General features: G+C 68.1%; 12 protein-coding genes and 1 tRNA gene. 3 read left to right on the top strand and 10 right to left on the bottom strand.

Annotated features, from left to right (window positions below):
- Positions 1–116: 116 nt before the first annotated feature.
- The 9 genes from rpoB to JS521_RS11545 form a co-directional block, all read right to left on the bottom strand.
- Positions 117–3,602 carry a DNA-directed RNA polymerase subunit beta gene (gene rpoB, locus JS521_RS11585; RefSeq protein WP_205082640.1) on the bottom strand — a complete coding sequence of 1,162 codons (3,486 nt, stop codon included), beginning with the start codon at positions 3,600–3,602 and terminating at the stop codon, positions 117–119.
- A 623-nt stretch (positions 3,603–4,225) separates the two neighbouring features.
- Complete coding sequence (gene rplL / locus JS521_RS11580) at positions 4,226–4,609, bottom strand: 50S ribosomal protein L7/L12 (protein ID WP_205082639.1); 384 nt, start codon at positions 4,607–4,609, stop codon at positions 4,226–4,228.
- A gap of 84 nt (positions 4,610–4,693) precedes the next feature.
- Positions 4,694–5,251, bottom strand: coding sequence for a 50S ribosomal protein L10 (gene rplJ / locus JS521_RS11575; protein WP_003966997.1), 558 nt, complete (start codon positions 5,249–5,251; stop codon positions 4,694–4,696).
- A gap of 274 nt (positions 5,252–5,525) precedes the next feature.
- Positions 5,526–6,443 carry an SCO4651 family lipoprotein gene (locus JS521_RS11570; protein ID WP_205082638.1) on the bottom strand — a complete coding sequence of 306 codons (918 nt, stop codon included), beginning with the start codon at positions 6,441–6,443 and terminating at the stop codon, positions 5,526–5,528.
- Positions 6,444–6,613: 170 nt separating this feature from the next.
- Positions 6,614–7,336 (bottom strand): 50S ribosomal protein L1, encoded by a 723-nt coding sequence (rplA, locus tag JS521_RS11565; protein WP_205082637.1) that lies wholly within the window; start codon positions 7,334–7,336, stop codon positions 6,614–6,616.
- An 80-nt stretch (positions 7,337–7,416) separates the two neighbouring features.
- Positions 7,417–7,851: a 50S ribosomal protein L11 gene (gene rplK, locus JS521_RS11560; RefSeq protein WP_018550660.1), complete on the bottom strand. Its 435-nt coding sequence runs from the start codon at positions 7,849–7,851 to the stop codon at positions 7,417–7,419.
- A 175-nt stretch (positions 7,852–8,026) separates the two neighbouring features.
- A complete protein-coding gene (gene nusG / locus JS521_RS11555) occupies positions 8,027–8,920 on the bottom strand; it encodes a transcription termination/antitermination protein NusG (protein WP_205082636.1) in 894 nt (297 codons plus the stop codon).
- A gap of 73 nt (positions 8,921–8,993) precedes the next feature.
- A complete protein-coding gene (gene secE, locus JS521_RS11550) occupies positions 8,994–9,281 on the bottom strand; it encodes a preprotein translocase subunit SecE (protein ID WP_205082635.1) in 288 nt (95 codons plus the stop codon).
- Between the two features lie 106 nt (positions 9,282–9,387).
- A tRNA-Trp gene (locus JS521_RS11545) sits at positions 9,388–9,460 on the bottom strand.
- Positions 9,461–9,672: 212 nt separating this feature from the next.
- On the opposite strand from JS521_RS11545, the gene JS521_RS11540 reads away from it, so the two are divergent.
- Together JS521_RS11540 and JS521_RS11535 are read left to right on the top strand one after the other, a co-directional pair.
- Positions 9,673–10,899: a pyridoxal phosphate-dependent aminotransferase gene (locus JS521_RS11540; RefSeq protein WP_205082634.1), complete on the top strand. Its 1,227-nt coding sequence runs from the start codon at positions 9,673–9,675 to the stop codon at positions 10,897–10,899.
- Between the two features lie 140 nt (positions 10,900–11,039).
- Entirely contained in the window at positions 11,040–12,053 is a 1,014-nt protein-coding gene (locus JS521_RS11535; RefSeq protein WP_032782826.1) for an adenosine deaminase, read from the top strand.
- Here JS521_RS11535 and JS521_RS11530 read toward each other — a convergent pair.
- Positions 12,046–12,636 carry a TetR/AcrR family transcriptional regulator gene (locus tag JS521_RS11530; RefSeq protein ID WP_205082633.1) on the bottom strand — a complete coding sequence of 197 codons (591 nt, stop codon included), beginning with the start codon at positions 12,634–12,636 and terminating at the stop codon, positions 12,046–12,048. The two genes, JS521_RS11535 and JS521_RS11530, sit on opposite strands and share 8 nt — an antisense overlap.
- Positions 12,637–12,734: 98 nt before the next feature.
- Between JS521_RS11530 and JS521_RS11525 the strand changes: the two genes are divergently transcribed.
- Complete coding sequence (locus JS521_RS11525; RefSeq protein ID WP_205082632.1) at positions 12,735–13,370, top strand: NAD(P)-dependent oxidoreductase; 636 nt, start codon at positions 12,735–12,737, stop codon at positions 13,368–13,370.
- Positions 13,371–13,372: the final 2 nt, after the last annotated feature.

The following is a 13,372-nucleotide window of genomic DNA, read 5'->3' as shown; positions in this document are numbered from 1 at the left end:
CCACGGCCCACCTGCCGAGGACCACAGTGACCAGACCACTGTGAAGAAGGAAGCGGGGGGGGGGGGGGGGGGCGCCCCCCCCCCCCCCCCCCCCCCCCCCCCCCCCCCCCGGCCCGTCAGACCTCTTCGACGCTGCTCGGCTCGCGCCGGGACAGGTCGATACCGAGTTCCTCCGCCGCGCGGAAGACGTCCTCGTCCGTGTCGCGCATCTCGATGGACATGCCGTCCGAGGACAGCACCTCCACGTTGAGGCAGAGCGACTGCATTTCCTTGATGAGCACCTTGAAGGACTCGGGAATGCCGGGCTCGGGGATGTTCTCGCCCTTGACGATGGCCTCGTAGACCTTCACGCGGCCGGTCACGTCGTCGGACTTGATCGTCAGGAGCTCCTGGAGGGCGTACGCGGCGCCGTAAGCCTCAAGGGCCCACACCTCCATCTCACCGAAGCGCTGACCACCGAACTGCGCCTTACCACCCAGCGGCTGCTGGGTGATCATCGAGTACGGGCCGGTCGAACGCGCGTGGAGCTTGTCGTCGACCAGGTGGTGCAGCTTGAGGATGTACATGAACCCGACCGAGACCGGGTCCGGGAACGGCTCGCCGGAGCGGCCGTCGAACAGCTGGGCCTTGCCGGAGGGCTGGACCAGGCGGTCGCCGTCGCGGTTGGGGATCGTGGCCTGGAAGAGGCCGGTGATCTCGTCCTCGCGCGCACCGTCGAAGACGGGCGTGGCGACGTTGGTGCCGGGGGCGACCTGGTCGGCGCCGATGGCCTGCAGGCGCTGGGCCCACTCGTCACCGAGGCCGGAGACGTCCCAGCCGCGGCTGGCGAGCCAGCCGAGGTGGATCTCCAGGACCTGTCCCGGGTTCATTCGGGACGGGACACCCAGCGGGTTGAGGATGATGTCGACCGGGGTGCCGTCCTCCAGGAACGGCATGTCCTCGATCGGCAGGATCTTGGAGATGACGCCCTTGTTGCCGTGACGGCCGGCGAGCTTGTCACCATCGGTGATCTTGCGCTTCTGCGCGACGTAGACGCGGACCAGCTGGTTCACGCCCGGCGGCAGCTCGTCGCCCTCTTCGCGGTCGAAGACGCGGACGCCGATGACCTTGCCGATCTCACCGTGCGGCACCTTCAGCGAGGTGTCGCGCACCTCGCGCGCCTTCTCACCGAAGATCGCGCGGAGCAGGCGCTCCTCGGGGGTCAGCTCGGTCTCACCCTTGGGCGTGACCTTGCCGACGAGGATGTCACCGGCGACGACCTCGGCACCGATCCGGATGATGCCGCGCTCGTCGAGGTCGGCGAGGACCTCTTCGGAGACGTTCGGGATGTCCCGGGTGATCTCCTCGGGGCCGAGCTTGGTGTCACGGGCGTCGACCTCGTGCTCCTCGATGTGGATCGAGGAGAGGACGTCGTCCTGCACGAGGCGCTGCGACAGGATGATCGCGTCCTCGTAGTTGTGACCCTCCCACGGCATGAACGCCACGAGCAGGTTCTTGCCGAGGGCCATCTCACCGTTCTCGGTGGCCGGTCCGTCGGCGAGCACCTGGTCGGCGACGATCCGGTCGCCCTCGGAGACGACGACCTTCTGGTTGACCGAGGTGCCCTGGTTGGAGCGCATGAACTTGGCGATGCGGTACGTGGTGTACGTGCCGTCGTCGTTCGTGACGGTGATGTAGTCCGCGGAGACCTCCTGGACCACACCGTCCTTCTCGGCCTTGAGGACGTCGCCGGCGTCGGTGGCGCAGCGGTACTCCATGCCGGTGCCGACGAGCGGGGCCTCGGACTTGATCAGCGGCACCGCCTGCCGCATCATGTTCGCGCCCATGAGGGCACGGTTGGCGTCGTCGTGCTCCAGGAAGGGGATCATCGCGGTGGCGACGGACACCATCTGGCGCGGCGAGACGTCCATGTAGTCGACGTCCGTGCCGGGCACGTAGTCGACCTCTCCGCCACGACGGCGGACCAGGACGCGGGGCTCGGTGAAGCGCAGCTCGTCGGAGAGCGTCGCGTTCGCCTGGGCGATGACGAAGCGGTCTTCCTCGTCGGCGGTGATGTAGTCGACGTCGTCGGTGACCTGGCCGTCGACGACCTTGCGGTACGGCGTCTCGATGAAGCCGAACGCGTTGACGCGGCCGTACGAGGCGAGCGAACCGATCAGACCGATGTTCGGGCCTTCGGGGGTCTCGATCGGGCACATGCGTCCGTAGTGGGACGGGTGCACGTCTCGGACCTCGAAGCCGGCCCGCTCACGGGAGAGACCACCCGGGCCAAGAGCCGACAGACGGCGCTTGTGGGTGAGACCCGACAGCGGGTTGTTCTGGTCCATGAACTGCGACAGCTGGCTGGTGCCGAAGAACTCCTTGATGGAGGCGACGACCGGCCGGATGTTGATCAGGGTCTGCGGCGTGATCGCCTCGACGTCCTGGGTGGTCATGCGCTCGCGCACGACGCGCTCCATCCGCGCCAGGCCCGTACGGACCTGGTTCTGGATGAGCTCGCCGACGTTGCGCAGACGACGGTTGCCGAAGTGGTCGATGTCGTCGGTCTCGACGACGATCTCCCGGCCGGACTCGCCGATCGTCTCGGTCTCGCCGGCGTGCAGCTTGACCAGGTACTTGATGGTCGCGATGACGTCGTCGGTGGTGAGCACCCCGGCGTCCAGCGGCTCATCGGCGCCGAGCTTCTTGTTCACCTTGTAGCGGCCGACCTTCGCGAGGTCGTAGCGCTTCGGGTTGAAGTAGAGGTTCTCGAGCAGCGTCTGAGCGGCCTCGCGGGTCGGCGGCTCGCCCGGACGCAGCTTGCGGTAGATGTCGAGCAGTGCGTCGTCCTGGCCCTGGGTGTGGTCCTTCTCCAGGGTGGCGCGCATGGACTCGTACTCGCCGAACTCCTCGAGGATCTGCTCGGTGGTCCAACCGAGAGCCTTGAGGAGGACGGTGACGGACTGCTTGCGCTTGCGGTCGATGCGGACACCGACCATGTCGCGCTTGTCGATCTCCATCTCCAGCCAGGCACCCCGGGAAGGGATGATCTTGGCGGAGAAGATGTCCTTGTCGGACGTCTTGTCGATGGAGGAGTCGAAGTAGACACCCGGCGAGCGGACCAGCTGCGACACGACGACACGCTCGGTGCCGTTGATGACGAAGGTGCCCTTGTTGGTCATGAGCGGGAAGTCGCCCATGAAGACCGTCTGGGACTTGATCTCGCCGGTCTCGTTGTTGGTGAACTCGGCCGTGACGAAGAGCGGCGCGGCGAACGTGAAGTCGCGCTCCTTGCACTCGTCGATCGAGTTCTTCGGGGGCTCGAAGCGGTGGTCGCGGAACGTAAGCGACATCGACCCGGAGAAGTCCTCGATCGGAGAGATCTCCTCGAAGATCTCCTCCAGGCCGGACTTGGTGGGGACGTCTTGTCCACTGTCCAGAGCAGCCTCGACGCGAGCCTTCCATGCGGCGTTGCCGAGGAGCCAGTCAAAGCTCTCGGTCTGCAGCGCGAGGAGGTTCGGAACCTCGAGGGGCTCCTTGATCTTTGCAAAAGAGATGCGCAGCGGGGCGGTGCTGGCACCGTTGTTCGTATTCGCGGTCGAGGCGTTGCGCGAGGCGGCCAAGAGGGGGTCCTTCCGAGGGCTCGGACTCACTACGCGCGTACCGGTCCCACTCTGGACACAAAGACAGGCCGTTCCGAATCGGTCGCAAACGACCAGGTCGGAGGGGGTCGGTCATCGGTGCTTCAGCGTGGGCATGCCCCTGGTGACGGGCAGGAGGCAGCTAACAGGCAGCGCAAAGGGTCAGTGTAGCCAAGCGGCACACTGATGTCCAGTCGGGGTTCTCAGAGACCCACGTTGCTCTCAACAGCTGTTCTCAACACCTATGTCTAGCCCTAGCCCTCGCGCGGGGTGCGCGCTTCTTTACTTCCCTCTTCACTCTCGATCCATGCCTCGGATACGGATCGAAGTGAGGACGCGTCCTGAGAATTGCGCGCCGCGTCCGGTTCGTCAAGGCCCGCCGGTCCGATCGGACCTCCAGGGACCTTCACCGGCCACCCCCGGGATACCCGCAGGACGCCCCTGAGGGGCCCGCGAGAGGCGCACGGCGAAGATCACCCTACTCGTCGTCGGCCGAAGAGCAAGGCACCCGCCGCGGGCACGCCGAAGGGCGACCACCCGGATGGGTGATCGCCCTTGGCGCGGGCACATGACGTGCCCAGGGAGTCCGGAGGACTCCCGAGGTGTTACTTGACCTCGACGGAAGCGCCGGCGGCCTTGAGGGACTCGGCAGCCTTCTCGGCGGCCTCCTTGGCGACCTTCTCGAGGACCGGCTTCGGGGTGCCGTCGACGAGGTCCTTGGCCTCCTTGAGACCCAGCGAGGTCAGCTCACGCACGACCTTGATGACCTGGATCTTCTTCTCGCCGGCACCGGTGAGGATGACGTCGAACTCGTCCTGCTCGGCCTCGGCCTCGGCCGGGGCGCCGCCCACGGCGGGACCGGCGACGGCGACGGCCGCGGCGGCGGTGACGTCGAACTTCTCCTCGAAGGCCTTCACGAACTCGGAGAGCTCGATGAGGGTCATCTCTTCGAACTGCGCGAGCAGGTCGTCCTGGGACAGCTTCGCCATGATAGGCGTCCTTCCACTATTCGGCAGGTGCCGGATGTATATGTCGGCGGGCGTACGTGGAGCCCGCTGGACCGCTGAGCGAAATTACTCGGCGGCCTCGGCGGGAGCCGGAGTACCGGCACCGCCCTGCTCTTCCTTCTTGGCGCGAAGAGCTTCCGCGGTGCGGACGAACTTGGAGGGCAGGGCCTGGAAGACCTGCGCCGCCTGCGTCTGCTTGCCCTTGAAAGCACCGGCCAGCTTGGAGAGCAGAACCTCGCGGGACTCGAGGTCCGCGAGCTTCTTGATCTCATCGGCGGACAGCGCCTTACCGTCAAGGACACCGCCCTTGATGATGAGGTTGGGGTTGTCCTTGGCGAAGTCACGAAGACCCTTCGCCGACTCCACCGGGTCACCGGTGACGAAGGCAACCGCCGTCGGACCCGAGAACAGGTCGTCCAGCGTGTCGATCCCGGCCTCGTTGGCCGCAATCTTGGTCAGCGTGTTCTTCACCACGGCGTACTGGGCGTTCTCACCGAGCGAACGGCGCAGCTCCTTGAGCTGTGCCACGGTGAGACCCCGGTACTCGGTCAGCACGGCGGCGTTCGAGCTGCGGAACTGGTCCGTCAGCTCGGCTACCGCGGCAGCCTTGTCGGGCCTTGCCATGAGCGTCGGCCTCCTTCCGGGTGATGAGGACCGCTCAGAAGGGGCCGGGAAAGACGAAACGCCCCAGCACAAGTGCCAGGGCGCAGCTCGACCGAACAGAGTCCGGGAGCGATTCCACAGTCACCTGCGCAGGTCGTCCGATCTAGCGGAACCTTCGGTCACCGTCCCTCTGACGAGGCACAGCGACGACCAGCGGTCTTTGGCTTCCTGGTGAGAGTACGCGACCGGACGGGCGACGGGCAAATCCGTCTCTGTTCGTCCCGTGCGGAAGGTGTCAGGAGGCGCCGCCCGGGGTATTGCCGCCCTGCTTCAGCAGCTCCTTGAAGTCCACGGTGTCCGAGGCCGCCGGCTTGTCGGAGGGGACCTCGGTGCCGTAGTCGCTGTAGAAGAGCGTCGAGTTGAACGCGCCGGTCTTCATCTCGCCGCGCTCGGTCTTCTTCACCAGCAGGTCGTTGTCGTCGACCCAGATGTCGACGGTCTGGGTGGTCACCCCGGCCAGCGCCAGCTGCTCCTTGAACTCGGCGAGCTGCTTCGCGTCGAGGTCGCTGTTCTTCGCGGTCAGCTCGGCCACGTCGACCGTGCCGGAGTAGCGCGTCGCGGAGACCCCGCGGACGTCCTCCTGGCCGACCTTCTTGACGTCGCCGGAGGCCAGGAGCGCCTTCACTCCCTGGTCGGGGGTGCTGTTCTGGACCTGGTCCTGCATGACGTCGCCGGAGGCCCCGCCCAGCTCGGCGAGGTCCTTGTAGGAGTACCGGATCCAGCTCTTGCCGCCGGTGTTGGCCGCCATGCCGGCGCCCAGGTTGGCGTAGTACGCGTCCTTGAAGTAGCGCGCCTGGACCGATCCGTCGCCGCCGGTCTGCTTCAGGGCGTCGCCCATGGTGCCGCCGGTGTACGTGATGGTCAGCGCGCCCGAGAGGCCATCGGCCCAGCCGATGACCCCGGACTGCTTCATGGAGACGGTGCTGCCCATCTCGGTGGTGCCCTCGACCTTCGCGGACTGGGCGCCGCCGGTCTTCTGCTGCACCTGCTTCAGAGCGGCGACGGGGCTCGCCTTGCCGACGGCGCCCGCCTTGCCCGTGCCGGAGTCGCCGGAGCCCGCCGAGCCGTCGGAGCCGCTGCAGGCCGCTATCGACGTCAGTGCCGCCGCGGCGGCCAGAGCCGTGCCCATCCGTCGTGCCGTGCTCGTCCTCATGCTGTCGGTCCACCCCTCGTATCGGCTTTCGTCCCCCGCATCACCGTGCCACAGGGCACTGACAGACAGGGGCCGTTCGGATACGAGGACGGGCCCCGCACCTCGAAAGGTTGCGGGGCCCGTTCACACAGAGCACGCGTGCGACGCGGCTACCGGGTGAGCGCGACGGCTCAGACGGCGGCCGGGTCCTCCTCGACGAGGAGGTTGCGGGTGCGGTTGGCGTCCAGCGGGATGCCGGGGCCCATCGTGGTGGCCAGGGTGGCCTTCTTGATGTAGCGGCCCTTGGCGGCGGACGGCTTCAGACGCAGGATCTCGTCCAGCGCCGCTGCGTAGTTCTCCACCAGCTTGGTCTCGTCGAACGAGGTCTTGCCGATGATGAAGTGCAGGTTCGAGTGCTTGTCGACGCGGAACTCGATCTTGCCGCCCTTGATGTCGTTGACAGCCTTCACGACGTCGGGGGTGACGGTGCCGGTCTTCGGGTTCGGCATCAGACCACGCGGACCGAGCACGCGGCCGAGACGGCCGACCTTGCCCATGAGGTCCGGGGTCGCGACGACGGCGTCGAAGTCCAGACGGCCCTTCGCCACCTCGTCGATGAGCTCGTCGGCGCCGACGATGTCGGCTCCGGCGGCTTCCGCGGCCGCAGCACGGTCACCGGTCGCGAAGACCAGGACCCGGGCGGTCTTGCCGGTGCCGTGCGGGAGGTTCACGGTGCCGCGGACCATCTGGTCGGCCTTGCGCGGGTCGACACCCAGGCAGAAGGCGACCTCGACGGTGCCGTCGAACTTCGTGGAGGCGGTGTCCTTGGCGAGACGGACGGCCTCGAGCGGGGCGTAGTTGCGCTCCCGGTCGATCTTGGCGTCCGCAGCGCGGAGGTTCTTGCTGCGCTTCACTTCTACTCCTGTGGTTTCAGAGTGTGGAGTCGTGGTGCGGACCAGCGCTTGGTCCTACCACTGGGGGGTACGGGGCTGAATCAGCCTTCGACCGTGATGCCCATGGAACGGGCGGTGCCGGCAATGATCTTCGACGCGGCGTCGAGGTCATTGGCGTTCAGGTCGGGGAGCTTCGTCGTGGCGATCTCGCGGACCTGGTCGGCCGTCAGCTTGGCGACCTTGGTCTTGTGCGGCTCGCCGGAGCCCTTGTCCACACCCGCGGCCTTGAGGATCAGCTTGGCGGCCGGCGGAGTCTTCGTGATGAAGGTGAAGGAGCGGTCCTCGTAGACCGTGATCTCCACCGGCACGACCATGCCACGCTGCGACTCGGTCGCGGCGTTGTAGGCCTTGCAGAACTCCATGATGTTGACGCCGTGCTGACCGAGCGCGGGGCCGACCGGCGGGGCCGGGTTCGCCGCACCGGCGTTGATCTGGAGCTTGATAAGCCCCGTGACCTTCTTCTTCTTGGGAGGCATTGCTCTCTCCGGGTCCTATGAGAGTGTTTCGCCGCCGATTCCGGTCATCCGGATGGAGGCATACCGCACAACGATAACGGGTATAGCTGTGCGACCAAAAACCAACAGGTCAGAGCGGCTGTGAAGCCCCTCTGACCTGCTGGGTAGGCATGTGTCCAGAAACCGGCGGGAAGCGCTAGTTCTTCTGGATCTGGTCGAAGCTGAGCTCGACCGGGGTCTCGCGGCCGAAGATCTCGACGAGGCCCTTGACCTTCTTCGAGTCGGCGTTGATCTCGTTGATCGTGGCCTGCAGCGTGGCGAACGGGCCGTCGGTGACGGTGACCGAGTCGCCGACCTCGAAGTCCAGCACCTGGACCTCGACCTTGCGGGACGGAGCCGGCTTGCCCTCGGCCTCGGCGGCCTCGCGGGCGGCCTTCTCCTCGGCCTCCGGGGCGAGCATCTTGACGATCTCGTCCAGCGTCAGCGGGTACGGGTCGTAGGCGTTGCCCACGAAGCCGGTGACGCCCGGCGTGTTCCGCACGACGCCCCAGGACTCGTTCGTCAGGTCCATGCGCACCAGCACGTAGCCGGGGAGCTTGTTCTGCCGGACGTTCTTGCGCTCGCCGTTCTTGATCTGGACGATTTCCTCTTCAGGCACCTCGGCCTGGTAGATGAACTCCTCCACGTTCAGCGAGACGGCCCGCTGCTCCAGGTTGGCCTTCACGCGCTTCTCGTAACCGGCGTACGTGTGGATGACGTACCACTCGCCGGGGAGGGTGCGGAGCTCGTCACGCAGCGCGGCGACGGGGTCGACGGGGGCGGCCGGCTCGGCCTCTTCCTCGTCGGCGCTCTCGTCGTCGGCCTCGACTGCTTCGGTGGCCTCGTCCTCGACGTCCTCCGCGGCCGCGTCCTCGTCGGACTCGACGCTCACGGCGGCTTCCTCGGCGGGCTCGCCCGCGGCGAGATCGGCGGCCTCGGCCTGGTCCGGGTCCACGGAGTCAGCAGCCTCAACGATGTCGAGCTCGTCCTTGGCGGACTCTGAGGCGCCGGCCTCGGGCTCGACGGCGTCGTTCAGGTTCGGGTCAGACACGATGGCTGCTTCTTCCTGGATACAAAGGGTGGAACGTGCGAAAGGGGCGCCGGGTCCGACGCCTTCCGCGGGATCAGCCGAAGACGTACTTGATGACCCGGGCGAAGCCCATGTCGAGAACGGTAACAAGACCGATCATGACGACGACGAACACGATCACCACGGAGGTGTAAGTCGTCAGCTGGCTACGCGTCGGCCAGACAACCTTACGGAGTTCGGCGACGATCTGGCGGTAGAACAGCGCGAGCCGACCCAGAGGGCCCTTCTTGCCGCGCTTGCCGCCCTTCCGAGACTTCTTATTCGACTCGGGAGCTTCATCCTCAGCATCAGGCATGTCGATGGAGCCCACGGCGTCCGTCACGCTACTCACCTGATTCCGGGTCGTGGCCGTGCCGCGCCCGGTGGAGCCGCACGGCTGTGCAATGAAGTACGTACATGCGCACACATCCTGGCGAAGGAGTGTGTAGCAGGGCCGGAGGGACTTGAACCCCCAACCGCTGGTTTTGGAGACCAGTGCTCTACCAATTGAGCTACGACCCTTGGTGGTTTCCACCAACCTACCGCATCTTCCCCGGTGACCGGGTGCGGAGACGGTGTGGCTGGTGAAGGCCAACGACAGGTGAGTGTACGTGTTCAGGGCCGCCGCGTCGAACAGACAACTACCGACCGGTCCTGTCCGGATGCTGCCCGGGTCCTGTCCGGTCCCTGAAACCCCTGTGCCGACGGCTTTCACGGTCTGGGAGCATGGGGCCATGAGCGCTGCAACTTCACCGTCCGAGCGCCGGGTTTCGGCCCGCATCGGTGCGATCTCCGAGTCCGCGACCCTCGCCGTCGACGCCAAGGCCAAGGCCCTCAAGGCCGCCGGGCGTCCGGTGATCGGCTTCGGGGCCGGCGAGCCCGACTTCCCGACGCCCGACTACATCGTCGACGCCGCGGTCGAGGCCTGCCGCAACCCGAAGTACCACCGCTACACCCCCGCAGGCGGGCTCCCCGAGCTGAAGGCCGCCATCGCGGAGAAGACGCTGCGCGACTCCGGCTACGAGGTCGACGCCAGCCAGATCCTGGTGACCAACGGCGGCAAGCAGGCCATCTACGAGGCCTTCGCCGCCATCCTCGACCCGGGCGACGAGGTCATCGTCCCCGCCCCGTACTGGACCACCTACCCCGAGTCGATCCGGCTCGCCGGCGGTGTCCCGGTCGAGGTCGTCGCCGACGAGACCACCGGCTACCGGGTCTCCGTCGAGCAGCTGGAGGCCGCGCGCACGGAGAAGACCAAGGTCGTCCTGTTCGTCTCGCCGTCCAACCCGACCGGCGCGGTCTACAGCGAGGCCGACGCCGAGGCGATCGGGCGCTGGGCCGTCGAGCACGGCCTGTGGGTCATGACCGACGAGATCTACGAGCACCTCGTCTACGGCGACGCGACCTTCACCTCGCTCCCGGCGATCGTGCCCGAGCTGCGCGACAAGTGCATCGTCGTCAACGGCGTCGCCAAGACGTACGCGATGACCGGCTGGCGGGTGGGCTGGATCATCGGCCCCAAGGACGTCGTCAAGGCCGCGACCAACCTCCAGTCGCACGCCACCTCCAACGTCTCCAACGTCGCCCAGGTCGCCGCGCTCGCCGCCGTCTCCGGCCCGCTCGACGCGGTCGCCGAGATGCGCACCGCCTTCGACCGCCGCCGCAACCTCATCGTGCGGATGCTCAACGAGATCGACGGCGTGTTCTGCCCGGAGCCCGAGGGCGCGTTCTACGCCTACCCGGCGGTCAAGGACGTGCTCGGCAAGGAGATCCGCGGCAAGCGCCCGGCCACCACGGTCGAGCTGGCCGCCCTGATCCTGGACGAGGCCGAGGTCGCCGTCGTGCCCGGCGAGGCCTTCGGCACCCCGGGCTACCTGCGCCTTTCCTACGCCCTGGGCGACGAGGACCTGATCGAGGGCGTCTCGCGGATCCAGAAGCTGCTGGGCGAGGCCAAGGCCTGAGACCCCCGCGCGAACCGCTGACGAAGAGCGCCCCCGGCCGCCGGAATCCCCTCCGGCCGGGGGCGCTTTTTTTGTTCGAGCAGCCCCCGGAAGGGGAAAGCGGCTACCGCTCCGGCCCGCCCGTGCGGCAGGATCTTCCGATGGAGCGTGATGTACGTCTGTTGCCCAAGGCCCACCTGCACCTGCACTTCACCGGGTCGATGCGGCCCACCACCCTGCTCGAACTCGCCGACAAGTACGGGGTCCATCTCCCCGACGCCCTGACCGGCGGCGAGCCGCCGAAACTGCGGGCGACCGACGAACGCGGCTGGTTCCGTTTCCAGCGCCTCTACGACATCGCCCGGTCCTGCCTGCGGTCCCCCGAGGACATCCAGCGCCTGGTGCGCGAGAGCGCCCAGGAGGACGTCGCGGACGGCTCCGGCTGGCTGGAGATCCAGGTCGACCCCACCTCGTACGCCCCGCTGCTCGGCGGGCTGATCCCGGCCATCGAGATCATCCTGGACGCTGTGGACAGCGCCTCCCGGGACACCGGCCTGGACATGCGCGTGGTGATCGCCGCCAACCGGATGAAGCACCCGCTGGACGCCCGCACGCTGGCCCGGCTCGCCGTGCGGTACGCGGACCGGGGCGTCGTCGGCTTCGGGCTCTCCAACGACGAGCGGCGCGGGATGGCCCGCGACTTCGACCGGGCCTTCGCCATCGCCCGGGACGGCGGTCTGCTGGCGGCCCCGCACGGCGGGGAGCTGTCGGGGCCCTCCAGCGTGCGCGACTGCCTCGACGACCTGGACGCCTCGCGGATCGGCCACGGCGTCCGGGCCGCCGAGGACCCCCGGCTGCTGCGCAGGCTCGCCGAACGGCAGATCACCTGCGAGGTCTGCCCGTCGTCCAACGTGGCGCTCGGCGTCTACGAGAAGCCCGCCGACGTCCCCCTGCGCACGCTGTTCGACGCGGGCGTGCCGATGGCGCTGGGAGCGGACGATCCGCTGCTGTTCGGTTCGCGGCTGGCCGCCCAGTACGAGCTGGTGCGCCGCCACCACGGCTTCACCGACGAGGAGCTGGCCGAACTGGCCCGGCAGTCGGTGCGCGGATCGGCGGCCCCCGTGGACGTACGGGAGAAGCTGCTGTCCGGAATCGACGACTGGCTGGCTAACTGATCCCGGCCAGGAGCGTACGGGCGAGGGAGGCGGCGAAGTCGTCCAAGGGCTGCGGGGGCCTGCCGCCGGGGAGCGCGGCGTAGGCGAAGGCCCGCTGGGCGCAGGCGCCCAGCAGCAGGGAGGCGGCGGCGTAGGTTTCCGCGTCGGCCCGGATGCGGCCCGCGCCCTGTTCGGCGCGCAGGTAGGCGTCGAGCTGCTGGATCGGCAGGTGGGGTCCGGCTTCCAGCCCGCCCACGTCCTGTTCGTGGCGGCGTTTGAGCTGGGGTTCGGCGTACAGGGACGCGACCATGGGGAAGGTCTGCTCGTAGAACAGGGCGGCCACGCGGGCGATCTCGGTGAGGTTGCCCTCGACGGCTCCCTCGCCGGCGGTCAGTTCGCCGAGCAGGTTCCCGAGCCGGGGCAGCCGCTCGGCGAGGACGGTGACGAACAGCTCTTCCTTGCCGGAGAAGTATTTGTAGAGCGCCGCCTCCGAGCAGCCGGCCGCCCTGGCGATCTCCTTGGTGGTGGTCCGGGCGAGGCCGATGGAGAGCATCAGCTCGTGCGCCGCGTCGACGATCCGGACGCGGGCGGGCTTCTGGTCCATGCGTGCTCCAAGAGGCCGTGACCCGGAAATCTTGACGACCGGGCGGGAAGGCACTCACTCTAGAGGTTAGTAAACACTCACCAACCAGGGGGCGCACTATGAGGATCACCGTGTTCGGGGCGACCGGCGGCGTCGGTCGGGAGATCGTCGGGCAGGCGCTCGCCGCGGGCCACGAGGTGACGGTCGTGGTCCGCGCCCCGGACCGGCTTCCGGAGCCGCTGGACCGTAGGACGCTGCACGCCGTCGTCCGGCTGGACGACGCGGCCGCTGTACGCGGGGCGGTGGCGGGGCGGGACGCGGTGCTCTCGGGGCTGGGGTCGCGCGGCCGGAAGGCGAACGGCGTCGCCGAGCGGCTGACCGGGCAGATCGTGACGGCGATGGAGGCCGAGGGCGTCCGGCGGCTGGTGGTGGTGAGCGCGGCGCCGGTGGGGCCGGAGCCGGCGGGCGATCCGCTGGTGGACCGACTGATGCGCAAGGGGATCGGGGCGGTCCTGGCGGAGCTGTACGCCGATCTCGCCCGGATGGAGGCGGCGTTGGCCGCCAGTGCGACGGACTGGACCTCGGTGCGGCCGCCGCGGCTGACGGACGGGCCGCGCACGGGTGTCTACCGCCGGGCCGTGGGCGGTACGCCGCGCAGCGGGCGGTCCATCTCCCGGGCCGATGTGGCGCACGCGATGCTGGCGCTGATCGACGACGCGGAGACCGTGAAGCAGGGCGTGGGCATCGCCTACTGAGC

Origin of the sequence: Streptomyces durocortorensis (assembly GCF_016901035.1) — a bacterium.
Classification (GTDB): Bacteria; Actinomycetota; Actinomycetes; order Streptomycetales; family Streptomycetaceae; genus Streptomyces; species Streptomyces durocortorensis.
This window is presented reverse-complemented; position numbering and strand designations above follow the sequence as displayed.